Here is a 13,789-nt window from a genome sequence, read left to right on the forward strand (position 1 = left end):
TCGGATCCCGCGCCGATCGTGTCTCACATCCGGCCGGATGCGGCGGACGGCGGCGGGGGCGGTCTGCGGCATGTGCGGTTGGCGTTGCGGGAACGGCTGCCCGTGTGGGTGCAGGCGCGGTGCGGGCTCGAACCGAAGACGCTGGCCGCGTTGGCTGTCGCCCTCGTCGTGGCTGCCGTATTCGCCGCCCAGCATTTCTGGACGGGCCGGCCACAGTCCGTAGAGCCCCCGGACGTGGTGGCCGAAGAGCCGGTGGCGGTACGGCCGGAGCCGTCGCCGGGTGCGCCCGCTACGGCACCCGGCGCAGCAGCGGCCCGCCTCGGCGCAGGCGCCGCCCCCGCCCCCGGCGACGCACGCATCGTCGTCGACGTGAGCGGCAAAGTACGCCGGCCCGGCATCCACCGGCTGCCCGCCGGATCGCGCGTCGCCGATGCGCTGCACGCGGCCGGCGGGGTCAAGACCGGTGCGGACACCGCCGGGCTGAACCGGGCGCGGCTGCTCATGGACGGCGAGCAGGTGGCGGTGGGGCTGCCGGGCGCCGCCGGGGCAGCGGGCCCGGCGGCGCCCGGCGGTTCCGGGGCCGCATCGGGTGCCGGAGCCTCATCGGGCGCTGCCTTCGGCCCCACGACGGCTCCGGTCGGCCTCAGCGCCGCCACCGCCGAGCAGTTGGAGGCCCTGCCCGGGGTGGGCCCCGTACTGGCGCAGGCCGTCATCGACTACCGCACCGAGCACGGCGGGTTCCGCTCCGTCGACGAACTCCGCGAGGTGCGGGGGATCGGCGACCGCAGGTTCGCGGACCTCCAGCCCCTCGTACGGCCATGACGCGCCCCCAGGTCCACGCCGAGTCGGGACATCGGCTGGGCGCCTCGGACCCCCGGCAGGAGGGGCCTGCGGATCTGCGGCTCGCGCCTCCCGCGCTGGCCGCCTGGGCTGCGGCGGCCCTGGCGGTCGGGGCTTCCGGCCGTTGGACCGCCGGCTTCGTGGCGGTGTGCGTGCTCGCGGCGGTCGGGCTGCTCGCCTTCCGGGCTCTACGGGAAAGGAGGGGCGCCGGGGCGCCGCGCGGGCTGAGCGTCACGGCCGTCGCCGCCGCGCTGTTGTGCGGGGCAGCGGGTGCGGCGTCGGGCGGGCTGCACGCTGCCGACCTCCACCGCGGGCCCGTGCCCCGCATGGCCGACCAGTACGCGAAGGTAACTGCCCACCTGACGGTGACCTCGGACGCGCGCCTGACCCGCCCCCGGGTACGGGGCGACCGGACGACGTCCAGGTCGGTGGTGATCAACGCCGACATCACCCGCGTCACGGCGCCCGGCGGCCCGCGCCCGGGTGCGCCTGCCCGGCCGGACTCGCTCGTCCGTACGCCGGTCCTGGTCGTCGCACCGGCGGCCGACGGAGGGGCGTCCCGCTGGCAGCGACTGCTGCCGTCCACCGGGCTGCGGCTCACGGCCCGGCTCGCCCCTCCGTCGGCCGGCGGCGGCGAACGCATCGCCGCCGTGCTGCGGGTGCCGAACGGCGAACCCCCGGCCGTGGTGCGCCCGCCAACTACCCTGCAACGCACCGCCGGTGACCTCAGGGCAGGTCTGCGTGAGGCATCCGCAGGGCTCCCGCCCGATGCGCGGGCGCTCCTGCCGGGCTTGGTCGTCGGCGACACCTCCCGGGTCGAGCCCGAGCTGCAGGAGGCCTTCGAGGCGACCGACCTGACGCATCTGCTCGCCGTGTCCGGGAGCAACCTCACCATCGTCCTGATGCTGCTGATCGGGCCGCCGGGCACCGCACTGCGCGCCGAACGCGGGGGGCTCGCACCACGCCTGGGTATCCCGCTGCGGGCCACCGCCCTGCTCGGCGGTGCGCTCACGCTCGCCTTCGTGGTGGTGTGCAGGCCGGAGCCGAGTGTGCTGCGGGCGGCCGCCTGCGGGCTCATCACGCTGCTCGCCATCGGCACGGGCCGGCGCAGGCAGCTGATCCCGGCGCTGGCCGCAGCCGTCCTGCTGCTGGTCCTGTACGACCCGTGGCTGGCCCGCAGTTACGGCTTCCTGCTCTCCGTCCTGGCCACCGGCGCCCTCCTCACCATCGGCCCGCGCTGGAGCGCCGGGCTGCAAAGGCGCGGTGTGCCGCCCCGGCTCGCCGAGGTACTCGCCGCGGCGGCCGCGGCTCAGGTCGTGTGTGCGCCCGTCGTCGCGATGATGGCGGCCAGGGTGAGCCTGGTTGCCATCCCCTGCAATCTGCTGGCCGAACTCGCGGTGGCGCCGGCGACCGTGCTCGGCTTCGCAGCCCTCGCCGCCGCTCCGTTGGCGATGCCCGTCGCCGAGCTGCTGGCCCGGTGCGCGGGGTGGCCGGTCGAGTGGATCGCCTCGGTTGCCCGTACCGGCGCAGCGCTCCCCGGCGCGGAGGCCGACTGGCCGGGCGGATGGCGCGGCGGCCTGCTGCTGGCAGTGGTGACAGTGGTGACCGTGCTCGCCGCACGCCGGCTGCTGCGGCACCCGTGGCTGACCGCTGCCTGCGCGGTCCTGCTGGTCCTCGCGATCCTGCGACCGACCCCACTCACCCGGTACGTCACCGGGTGGCCGCCGCCGGGCTGGAAGTTCGCGATGTGCGACATCGGCCAGGGCGACGCCTCGGTTCTCGCGGCCGGCGACGGCACGGCCGTGGTCGTGGACGCGGGCCCGGACCCACGCAGCGTCGACCGCTGCCTGCGGGCGCTCGGCGTCACCCGGGTCCCGCTCGTCGTGCTGACCCACTTCCACGCGGACCACGTGGCGGGGCTGCCGGGCGTGCTGCGCGGGCGTGCGGTGGGCGAGATCCGGACGACGACGCTCCAGGAGCCCCGGGAACAGAGCGCGTTCGTACGCCGGACGGCGTCCGCCGCACGGGTGCCGGTACGCGAGACGGGCCCGGGGGAGCGGCGACGGATCGGGCTCCTGACCTGGCAGGCACTGTGGCCACCGCCTGTGCCGACCCTGCTCCCCGAGGGGCCTAACGACGCCAGCGTCACGCTCCTGGTGCGCGCAGGCTCCCTGACCCTGCTCCTGCTCGGGGACCTCGAACCCCCGGCCCAACAGGCACTGTTGCGGACCTACCCGCTTCTCCCGCCGGTGGACGTACTGAAGGTCGCCCATCACGGCTCCGCCTACCAGGACCCCGCTCTGCTCGCCCGCGCCCGCCCCCGCATCGCCCTGGTCTCCTGCGGCCGGGACAACCCGTACGGGCACCCCTCACCCCGCACCGTCACCGCGCTTCGCACCGGCGGCGCGCTTGTGCTGCGCACGGACACGGACGGCGCCGTGGCCGTGACCGGCTCGGGTCCCACGCTGCGTGCGGTCCCTGCGGGGCGTGACCGGCGGGCCGTGACGGCGGGTAGGTTCGTGACGGCACGCAGGTTCAGACGAGCCAGCGGCCGCCGTGCATCAAGCTCGCTCGGCCGGCTCGTTCTCCTCCCCTCGGCCAACGGACTGAGCTCTCACGTCGCTTCCCGCCACCCCTCGTACTCCGCCGCGAACCCGTCCAGCGCCGCGGCGTCGAGGTGGCCGTCCGGGTCCTCGACCACGACGAGCCACTGCGCGTCCTCCGCGTCGTCCTCGCCGGCCAGCGCGTCCCGGACCAGCTGGGGTTCTTCGGAGACCCCGAAGCGGTCGTGGAGTTCACCGGCCACCTCCTCCGCGGCGTCCCGGTCGGGCAGTACCAGTACGTGTCGTACGTGTCGTCGTCCGTGTCTCACATCGCTCACCCGCACATTCTCCGGCAACTCCGGCAGGGGTAGGGCAGGGGCAACAGCAGGGAGCGCGAGGGCACTGTCAGTGGGGCGTGGGATGCTGGACCGCGATGGCCACCAGGAAGAATTCGACCGACGACCCGCTCGCCCCCCTCACCCTCGCCGTGGGGCAGGAGGACCTGCTGCTCGACCGCGCCGTGCAGCAGGTGGTGGCGGCCGCCCGGGTCGCCGACGCCGACACCGATGTGCGCGACCTCACCCCCGACCAGCTCCAGCCCGGCACCCTCGCCGAGCTGACCAGCCCCTCGCTCTTCGCCGAGCGCAAGGTCGTCGTCGTGCGCAACGCGCAGGACCTCTCCGTGGACACGATCAAGGACGTGAAGTCCTACCTCGACGCCCCCGCCGAGGAGATCACTCTCGTACTCCTCCACGCGGGCGGCGCCAAGGGCAAGGGACTGCTGGACGCGGCCCGCAAGGCCGGCGCCCGCGAGGTCGCCTGCCCCAAGACGACCAAGGCAGCCGAGCGCCTGTCGTTCGTACGGTCCGAATTCCGCGCGCTGGGCCGCTCCGCGACCCCCGAGGCGAGCCAGGCCCTGGTCGACTCCATCGGCAGCGACCTGCGCGAACTCGCCAGCGCCGTGGCCCAGCTCGTCGCCGATGTCGAGGGGACGATCGACGAGGCCGTCGTCGGCCGGTACTACACGGGCCGCGCCGAGGCCTCCAGCTTCACGGTCGCCGACCGTGCGGTGGAGGGCCGCGCGGCCGAAGCCCTGGAAGCGCTGCGCTGGTCGCTGTCCACCGGCGTCGCCCCCGTCCTGATCACCAGCGCCCTCGCCCAGGGCGTCCGGGCCATCGGCAAGCTGTCGTCCGCCCGCGGCGGCCGTCCCGCCGACCTAGCCCGTGAGCTGGGCATGCCGCCCTGGAAGATCGACCGGGTGCGCCAGCAGATGCGCGGCTGGACGCCCGACGGTGTGGCGCTGGCGCTGCGCGCCGTCGCTGAGGCCGACGCAGGCGTGAAGGGTGGCGGCGACGACCCGGCGTACGCGCTGGAGAAGGCCGTGGTCGCGGTCGCCCGCGCTGCCCGCAACCGGTAGCCGCCCGTAGCGGAAAGCGCCGCCCCTGCGGAAAGCGCTGCGACAAAGTAAAGCGCCGCAACCTGCCCAACGCCGCGGAAACCACAAGGGCCCCGGCCGCCGTCCTGGGGAAGGACGGAGGCCGGGGCCCTTGCGCGAAGCCTGTCAGGTTCTGTCAGAGCCTGGATGCGCCGCACCCGCGTGGCGAACGCAGGCCGCGTGCGGCGCGAGGTGTGCCGGGTCAGGAGCGGAAGAGAGGGCCCGCTGAGTCCCTACCGGCGATGGTGCAAGTCATACAGGTCATACGGGTCATACCGGTCGTGCGTGTGGGGCTCAGCCCTGCAGGGCGGCAACCTTGTGCGCCAGCGCCGACTTCTTGTTGGCGGCGGTTCTTGTGGATGACGCCCTTCGAGACTGCCTTGTCGAGCTTCTGCGAAGCCTCGCGGACGGCCACAGTGGCCTTCTCGAGGTCACCCGCGGTGACAGCCTCGCGGGCCTTGCGGACCGCGGTCTTGAGCGAGGACTTGACGGCCTTGTTGCGCAGGCGCGCCTTCTCGTTCGTCTTGTTCCGCTTGATCTGGGACTTGATGTTCGCCACGAAAGAGCCTTTACAGGTTCGTTGGATCTTCGATGAGTGCCTCGCTGCTTAGAGGGCCACGAGACACAGCTGCCCAGAGTACCAGCGGCCGGTCGGGCGGCCCAAACCGAGACCCGGCCCCCGTCCGTGGGACGATGGCAGCTACGTATCGATCCAACATCGCCCCGAGACGAGACCCTGCGTGCCCGCGACTCCTCCCAACGTGCCCGAGCCGAGCCGTACCGACCCGGCGCTGATCCGCAACTTCTGCATCATCGCGCACATCGACCACGGCAAGTCGACCCTCGCCGACCGGATGCTCCAGCTGACCGGTGTGGTCGATCAGAGGCAGATGCGCGCCCAGTATCTCGACCGTATGGACATCGAGCGCGAGCGCGGCATCACGATCAAGTCCCAGGCGGTACGGCTGCCCTGGGCGCCCACCGAGGGCCCGGACCTGGGCAGCACCCATGTCCTGAACATGATCGACACCCCGGGGCACGTGGACTTCACGTATGAGGTGTCGCGGTCGCTCGCCGCCTGCGAAGGCACGGTGCTGCTCGTCGACGCCGCCCAGGGCATCGAGGCGCAGACGCTCGCGAACCTCTACCTGGCGATGGAGAACAACCTCACCATCGTCCCGGTACTGAACAAGATCGACCTGCCGGCCGCTCAGCCCGAGAAGTTCTCCGAAGAGCTGGCGAACCTCATCGGCTGCCAGCCGGAGGACGTGCTCAAGGTCTCCGCGAAGACCGGCATCGGCGTGGACGCGCTGCTCAACCGGGTCGTGCGGGACGTGCCGGCCCCGGTGGGCGTTGCCGACGCCCCCGCCCGCGCGATGATCTTCGACTCGGTGTACGACTCGTACCGGGGCGTCGTCACCTATGTACGTGTGATCGACGGGCAGCTCAACAAGCGTGAGCGCATCAAGATGATGTCCACCGGCGCGAGCCACGAGCTGCTGGAGATCGGTGTCTCCTCGCCGGAGATGACCCCGGCCGACGGCATCGGCGTCGGCGAGGTGGGCTACATCATCACCGGCGTGAAGGACGTCCGTCAGTCCAAGGTCGGTGACACGATCACCTCCCTGCACAAGGGCGCCACCCAGGCCCTGGGCGGTTACAAGGACCCGAAGCCGATGGTCTTCTCCGGTCTGTATCCGCTGGACGGCTCCGAGTACCCCGACCTCCGCGAGGCCCTCGACAAGCTCCAGCTCAACGACGCCGCCCTGGTGTACGAGCCGGAGACCTCCGCCGCGCTCGGCTTCGGCTTCCGCGTCGGCTTCCTCGGCCTGCTGCACCTCGACGTGATCCGCGAGCGCCTCGAGCGCGAGTTCGGGCTCGACCTGATCGCCACCGCGCCCAACGTGGTCTACCGCGTGGTCATGGAGGACCGCAGCGAGCACACGGTCACCAACCCGAGCGAGTTCCCCGAGGGCAAGATCTCGGACGTGTACGAGCCCGTCGTGCGGGCCACGATCCTCGCCCCCAGCGAGTTCATCGGCGCGATCATGGAGCTCTGCCAGACCCGTCGCGGCACGCTGCTCGGCATGGACTACCTCTCCGAGGACCGGGTCGAGATCCGCTACACGCTGCCGCTCGCGGAGATCGTCTTCGACTTCTTCGACCAGCTGAAGTCCAAGACGCGCGGTTACGCCTCCCTGGACTACGAGCCCACCGGCGAGCAGTCCGCCGCCCTCGTCAAGGTCGACATCCTGCTGCACGGCGACCGGGTCGACGCCTTCTCCGCCGTCACGCACAAGGACGCGGCGTACGCGTACGGCGTGCGGCTCGTGGCGAAGCTCAGGGAGCTCATCCCGCGGCAGGCCTTCGAGATCCCCATCCAGGCCGCCATCGGCTCCCGGGTCATCGCCCGCGAGACCATCCGCGCCATCCGCAAGGATGTCCTGGCCAAGTGTTACGGCGGCGACATCTCCCGTAAGCGCAAGCTGCTGGAGAAGCAGAAGGAAGGCAAGAAGCGGATGAAGATGGTCGGCAGTGTGGAGGTCCCGCAGGAGGCCTTCATCGCCGTGCTGTCCAGCGACGACTCCGGCGGCGGCAAGTCCAAGAAGTAGCAGCCGCCACCAGGCCGTGCGGCACGCGCGAAGCGCCCTCCGTATCCCGGACGGGCGCTTTTCGCGTACCGGGGTGTGCCGGGGCGCGGCGGGTCCGTTCTGTTATGAAGCCGCGAGCCGCAGACTCTTACGCCCCGGCCGCGTGCGCTTTACTCTGATCACGACTCGAAGGTTACTCGCCAGTTAAATACCAGCCAGCCGTGCAGGATGCCGCAGGCCCGGAGGACGTCGTGAGCGACACACAGACCTTGATCGAGAACCGGCCGCCGTCGGTTGCGGCCCTCTTCATTGAGCGCGTGGCTGCCACGCCCGATGGTGAGGCATACCGGTATCCCGTACCGGCCGCGTCGGGGCAGGGCCCCGACGCCTGGAAGTCGCTGAGCTGGGGGCAGGCCGCCGAGCGGGTGTACGCCGTCGCCGCCGGCCTGATCACCCTGGGCCTGCATCCTGAGGACCGGGTCGCCCTCGCCTCCAACACCCGCGTCGAGTGGATCCTCGCCGACCTCGGCGTGATGTGCGCGGGCGCCGCGACGACGACGGTCTACCCGTCGACCAACGCCGAGGAGTCGGCCTACATCCTGGCCGACTCCGAGAGCCGCGTCCTGATCGCCGAGGACGCCGCGCAGCTCGCCAAGGCCCGCGAGAAGCGCGCCGACCTGCCCAACCTCGCCCATGTCGTCGTCATCGACCCCCAGGGCGCCGAACCGGCCGAGGGCGACCCCGAGGGCTGGGTCCTCTCGCTCGCCGACCTGGAGGCACGCGGAGCGGCGCACCTGGCGCAGCACCCGCAGGCCGTCGTCGAGCGCGTGGCGGCGATCACCTCCGGCCAGCTCGCGACGCTGATCTACACCTCGGGCACCACGGGCCGGCCCAAGGGCGTACGCCTGGAGCACGACTGCTGGTCGTACATGGCCAAGGCGACCGTCGCGACCGGCCTGATCACGGCCTCGGACGTGCAGTACCTCTGGCTGCCGCTCGCGCACGTCTTCGGCAAGGTGCTGACCTCGGGCCAGATCGAGGTCGGGCACGTCACCGCCGTGGACGGCCGCGTCGACAAGATCATCGAGAATCTGCCGGTGGTCCAGCCGACCTACATGGCCGCCGTGCCGCGCATCTTCGAGAAGGTCTACAACGGCGTCGCGGCCAAGGCACGGGCCGGCGGCGGCGCCAAGTACAAGATCTTCCAGTGGGCGGCGGAGGTCGCCCGCGAGTACGCGAAGGTCAGCCAGGACAACTTCCGGCGTACGGGCACGGCCTCCGCGCCCTTCGCCCTGACCGCGAAGCACAAGGTCGCCGACACCCTCGTCTACGCCAAGATCCGCGAGGCCTTCGGTGGCAACCTGCGCGCCTGCGTCTCCGGTTCGGCGGCGCTCGCACCCGACATCGGCTTCTTCTTCTCCGGCGCGGGCATCCACATCCTGGAGGGTTACGGGCTGACCGAGTCCAGCGCCGCCTCCTTCGTGAACCCGGGCGAGGCCTACCGCACCGGCACGGTCGGCAAGCCGCTTCCCGGCACCGAGGTACGTATCGCGGACGACGGCGAGATCCTGCTGCGGGGCCCCGGCATCATGCAGGGCTACCACGGGCAGCCCGAGAAGACCGCGGAAGTCCTGGAGTCGGACGGCTGGTTCCACACCGGGGACATCGGCGAGCTGTCCGTCGACGGCTACCTGCGGATCACGGACCGCAAGAAGGACCTCATCAAGACGTCGGGCGGCAAGTACATCGCGCCGGCCGAGGTCGAGGGCCAGTTCAAGGCGGTGTGCCCGTTCGTCTCCAACATCCTGGTGCACGGCGCGGACCGTAACTTCTGCACCGCGCTGATCGCGCTCGACGAGCCGACGATCCTGGGCTGGGCCAAGGACAACGGCCTGGAGGGCAAGTCGTACGCCGAGATCGTCGCCGCGCCGCAGACGCTGGAGCTCGTCGACGGCTATGTGCGGCAGCTCAACGAGGGCCTGCAGCGCTGGCAGAGCATCAAGAAGTTCCGCCTGCTGCCACGCGACCTGGACATCGAGCACGGCGAGCTGACCCCGAGCCTCAAGCTCAAGCGGCCGGTGGTCGAGCGCGAGTACAAGAATCTGATCGAGGACATGTACGCGGGCTCGCGCGAGGCGTGACGAAGCGGCGGGCCGGGCGGGCGGAACCGCACGAAAGTGCCGTATGGTTCCGCCCGCCCGGCCATTTCCGTGCGTGACTTCGGTTACTTCTTGCTTATGGGTGGACTCGTTCTGTCACTCTGTCGGTGTCGTCGGGGGCGCATTCGGGGCGCATTCGAGAGAACCGACCGGGAGTCGCACTGTGGCGTCCATTCCGAGGCAGCGGAAGTCCACCTACCGCGCAACGCATCTGACCGCAGGGCTTCCTGACGGCCAGTCGGCTACCTGCGCGAGCCTGCCCGGGAATCCGCTCGCCCCTGCTGCCGCGCGCCGGTTCGTGCGGGCCGCGCTCGCGGAATGGACCGGGCTCGGGCTGCCGCAGACGATCGCGTTCACCGACCGGACGGCCGACGACGCGGTGATCATCGTCAGTGAACTGGTCACCAACGCGGTCGTGCACGCCGGGACCGACGTCGAACTCGTCTGCCATCTGGAGGAGGCGCGCGACGAGGACCCCGCGGCCCTGGTCGTCGAGGTCTCCGACCACCACCCCGCCCGCGCCCTGCGAGGCGAACCCGACAGCAACCCCGCCGTGGGCGGCAACGAGTTCGGGCGCGGGCTGCGTCTGGTGGCCGCGCTCTCCGCGTCCTGGGGCGTCACCTACCGCAGCGGCCTCAAGACGGTCTGGGCGCGCGTCTGCCTCGACGGCGCGCAGCCGGGGCGTCCTGTCCTGCCCGCCGGCTCCGCGCCCGCCGCATCCCCCGCGGCGGCCGCGCCCGATCTCGCTCCCGAGCCGCAGCGGTCCGCGCGCGAGTACCGCGAGTACCGCGAGTACCGCGAATACGACAGCGACTGGATCAACCGGGGCGCGCTGTCCTTCCTGGCCGAGGCCTCCGACCTGCTGACCGGCCAGTTCGACGAGGACATGATCGCGGCGCTCGCCGCGCAGCTCCTGGTGCCCCGGCTCGCCGACTGGTGCGCCGTGTGGCTGGAGGAGGAAGGCGCGGCGCCCCGGCTCGCCCACGTCTGGCACCAGCGCGAAGCCGGCGTCGAGGAGCTGCGCCGCCGCGTCGAGAAGGAGCCGCCGGCGGCGGACTCCGCGAGCGGCGGCCCGGTGCCGGTGCCGTGGCCGGGCGCGGACCCGCCGGAAGAGCCGGCAGGGGGTGATGTCCAAGACGGCGGAGGTGCGGCGGTCGCGTACCGGCTGGCCGCGGGCGGCCGCGGCCTCGGGACGCTGATGCTGGGCCGGGCCGGGACGACGCGGATGCCCGACGAAGTGACCGGCCTGACCGAGGACTTCGTACGCCGTGTCGCACTCGCCGTCGCCGCGGCCCGCCAGTACACCCGGCAGGCCACCATCAGCCGGGTGCTGCAACGCGCCCTGCTGCCGGGGCAGATGGCCGACATCCCGGGCGTCGAGAAGGCCCTGGTGTACGAGCCGCGCGGGCAGGGTGTCGCGGGCGGCGACTTCTACGACGTCTTCCCCGGCGCGAGCGGCCGCTGGTCCTTCACGCTCGGCGACGTCCAGGGCAGCGGCCCCGAGGCGGCGGTCGTCACCGGCCTCGTCAGGCCGTGGCTGCGGCTGCTCGCCCGCGAGGGGCGGGCGGTGGGGGAGGTGCTCGGGCGGCTGAACGGGCTGCTGCTCGACGACGCGGTCGAAGCGGCGGAGGCGACGGCCAGGATGGCGGCGGTGGAGGCGGCGGCCGGGGTGACGGGGCTGCCGGGGCCGGCCGGTGCCGGGGTCGCCGGAATCGGTGCCGGTGCCGGTGTCGGGCTCGCGGGGGGATTCGGCGGGCTGGAGGGGCCGCCGCAGCCGCGCTTCCTCTCCCTCCTGTACGGCGAACTGGTCCCGCTCGCCGCGGCCGACGGCGGCGGGGTGCGCTGCACACTGGCGAGCGCCGGGCACCCGCTCCCGCTCGTCCTGCGGCCGGACGGCAGCGTACGACCCGCCGCCGTCCCCCAGATGCTGCTCGGGGTCGTGGACGACGTGACGTACGAGAGCGAGACCTTCGTACTGCGGGCCGGTGACACCCTGCTGTGCGTCACGGACGGGGTGACGGAGCGGCGCTCCGGTCTGCGGATGTTCGACGACGCGGACGGCCTGGCGGCGGCGCTCGGGCGGTGCGCGGGACTGAGCGCGCAGGGCGTCGCCGAACGGATCATGCGCGAGGTGCACGACTTCTCGCCCATCCCACCGGACGACGACGTGGCGCTGCTGGTCCTCCAGGCGGTCTGAGGCCGCGGGGGCGACCGGCGCGGGGCCTGGCTGCGGGGGTCGCGGCGCTGCGGGCGGTACGACGAACGATCCGGGCGGTGTGTCCGGAGCCGTGATGTCCGGAGCTGTGACAATGGGGGTATGCCTTCAGTTCTGCCCGACGGTGAGCCCATGCCCGACGACGGGGCGCTGCCGTCGCACGCCCTGGCCGGCGCGGCGGAGCGGCCGCTCGGCTTCTACCTGCACGTTCCGTACTGCGCCACTCGGTGCGGCTACTGCGACTTCAACACCTACACGGCGACCGAGCTGCGCGGTTCGGGCGGTGCGCTGGCCTCGCGCGACAACTACGCGGACACGCTGATCGAAGAGGTGCGCCTGGCCCGCAAGGTCCTCGGCGACGATCCCCGCCCGGTACGGACCGTCTTCGTCGGCGGGGGTACGCCCACCCTGCTGGCCGCCGGTGATCTCGTACGGATGCTGGGGGCGATCCGCGACGAGTTCGGGCTCGCGGACGACGCGGAGATCACCACCGAGGCGAATCCGGAATCGGTGGATCCGTCGTACCTCGAGGCGCTGCGGGCCGGCGGCTTCAACCGGGTCTCGTTCGGGATGCAGAGCGCGAAGCAGCACGTCCTGAAGATCCTGGATCGTACGCACACACCCGGCCGCCCCGAAGCGTGCGTCGCCGAAGCGCGGGCGGCGGGCTTCGAGCACGTGAACCTGGACCTCATCTACGGCACGCCGGGGGAGTCCGACGCGGACTGGCAGGCGTCGCTGGACGCGGCGATCGGGGCGGGCCCCGACCACGTGAGCGCGTACGCCTTGATCGTGGAGGAGGGCACGCAGCTCGCCCGCCGGATCAGACGGGGCGAGGTCCCGATGACGGACGACGACGTGCACGCGGACCGGTACCTGATGACGGAGTCCGCGCTCTCGGCGGCGGGCTTCGAGTGGTACGAGGTCTCCAACTGGGCCACGTCGGCCGACGCCCGCTGCCTGCACAACGAGCTGTACTGGCGCGGGGCGGACTGGTGGGGCGCGGGCCCCGGCGCCCACAGCCATGTGGGCGGGGTGCGGTGGTGGAACGTCAAACACCCGGGCGCGTACGCGCAGGCGCTGGGCGACGGGCGGTCGCCGGGCGCGGGGCGCGAAATCCTCCCGGCGGAGGACCGGCGCGTGGAGCGGATCCTGCTGGAACTGCGCCTCGCCGACGGCTGCCCCCTGTCGCTGCTGGCTCCTGCGGGCCTCGCCGCGTCGGAGCGGGCGCTGACGGACGGGCTGCTGGACCCCGGGCCGTACGGGGAGGGGCGCGCGGTGCTGACGCTGCGGGGGCGGCTGCTGGCGGACGCGGTGGTGCGGGACCTGGTGGACTGAATCGCTCGCGAGAGTGAAGCCCTGCCATCCCGCTGCGGGCCTGCTTACCCTGTTCCTAGGCTGCCGCCACGGAACGCGGCGCGATGTGGAGGGCCCGGAGATGACCACTGTGGATGACCACCGGATGACCCATCTCTTCGAGAACCTCGAAGTTCCCGAAGGCGTCAAGGTGGAGCTACTGCGGGGGGAAATCGTGATGATGGCCGGGCCGGACTTGGTCCACAATCGAATCGTCGAGATTGTGCAGGACGGGTTTCCTCGCGAACAGTGGCAGCGCCTCCAGACCTAGGACATCGGCATCCTCGCGGAGACCAGCGAGCCGCAGCCGGACCTCGTGGTGCTGGAACGCGGTGCGGGCCCCGAGTCCGGGCGGCTTCTGCCTTCCGAAGTGGTAACGCTGCTGGTCGAGGTTGTGTCGAAGACGAGCCCGCACCGCGACTATGTGGTCAAGCGGTCGATCTATGCGGCCGGTGGTGTGCCGGTCTACTTGATCATCGATCCCTTCGAGGCCAAGTGCGTCGTGCTCACCGAACCCGTGGGCAGTGGCGAACAAGCCAACTACCGCACGGAACGCACCAGCAAGTTCGGCGAGCAGGTCCCTCTCGACGCACTCGGTGTCACGCTCGACACCGCGGAATTTCCCACCCTGCCCCCGGTCGGCCCCCGATAGC

The 13,789-nt window shown here is 72.0% G+C and carries 7 protein-coding genes and 3 pseudogenes; 8 read left to right on the plus strand and 2 right to left on the minus strand.

What is annotated here, in order from left to right; genetic code table 11:
* Window positions 1-18 precede the first annotated feature (18 nt).
* Both ACU6WZ_RS19860 and ACU6WZ_RS19865 read left to right on the plus strand, forming a co-directional pair.
* The gene (locus ACU6WZ_RS19860; protein WP_447029427.1) at window positions 19-822 is read left to right on the plus strand and encodes a ComEA family DNA-binding protein; all 804 of its coding nucleotides are present in this window, start codon (window positions 19-21) and stop codon (window positions 820-822) included.
* A pseudogene (locus ACU6WZ_RS19865) lies at window positions 819-3,317 on the plus strand (ComEC/Rec2 family competence protein); the annotation flags it as partial. The gene ACU6WZ_RS19860 and the pseudogene ACU6WZ_RS19865, both read left to right, overlap by 4 nt.
* Window positions 3,318-3,454: 137 nt before the next feature.
* Here ACU6WZ_RS19865 and ACU6WZ_RS19870 read toward each other — a convergent pair.
* A complete protein-coding gene (locus tag ACU6WZ_RS19870) occupies window positions 3,455-3,712 on the minus strand; it encodes a hypothetical protein (protein WP_447034148.1) in 258 nt (85 codons plus the stop codon).
* 104 nt (window positions 3,713-3,816) lie between these two features.
* Between ACU6WZ_RS19870 and holA the strand changes: the two genes are divergently transcribed.
* On the plus strand, window positions 3,817-4,800 hold the full coding sequence (gene holA, locus ACU6WZ_RS19875; RefSeq protein WP_447029429.1) for a DNA polymerase III subunit delta: 984 nt from the start codon (window positions 3,817-3,819) through the stop codon (window positions 4,798-4,800).
* A 312-nt stretch (window positions 4,801-5,112) separates the two neighbouring features.
* Here holA and rpsT read toward each other — a convergent pair.
* A pseudogene (gene rpsT / locus ACU6WZ_RS19880) lies at window positions 5,113-5,377 on the minus strand (30S ribosomal protein S20).
* A 181-nt stretch (window positions 5,378-5,558) separates the two neighbouring features.
* Between rpsT and lepA the strand changes: the two are divergent.
* From lepA to ACU6WZ_RS19905, 5 genes and pseudogenes are all read left to right on the plus strand, one after another.
* Window positions 5,559-7,430, plus strand: coding sequence for a translation elongation factor 4 (gene lepA / locus ACU6WZ_RS19885; protein WP_447029430.1), 1,872 nt, complete (start codon window positions 5,559-5,561; stop codon window positions 7,428-7,430).
* Between the two features lie 230 nt (window positions 7,431-7,660).
* A complete protein-coding gene (locus tag ACU6WZ_RS19890; protein WP_447029432.1) occupies window positions 7,661-9,550 on the plus strand; it encodes an AMP-dependent synthetase/ligase in 1,890 nt (629 codons plus the stop codon).
* 181 nt (window positions 9,551-9,731) lie between these two features.
* Entirely contained in the window at window positions 9,732-11,765 is a 2,034-nt protein-coding gene (locus ACU6WZ_RS19895; protein ID WP_447029433.1) for a SpoIIE family protein phosphatase, read from the plus strand.
* Window positions 11,766-11,885: 120 nt separating this feature from the next.
* A complete protein-coding gene (gene hemW, locus ACU6WZ_RS19900; RefSeq protein WP_447029435.1) occupies window positions 11,886-13,118 on the plus strand; it encodes a radical SAM family heme chaperone HemW in 1,233 nt (410 codons plus the stop codon).
* Window positions 13,119-13,218: 100 nt separating this feature from the next.
* Window positions 13,219-13,788 (plus strand): annotated as a pseudogene (locus ACU6WZ_RS19905) (Uma2 family endonuclease).
* Window position 13,789: the final 1 nt, after the last annotated feature.

The organism is Streptomyces hypolithicus (assembly GCF_052934925.1).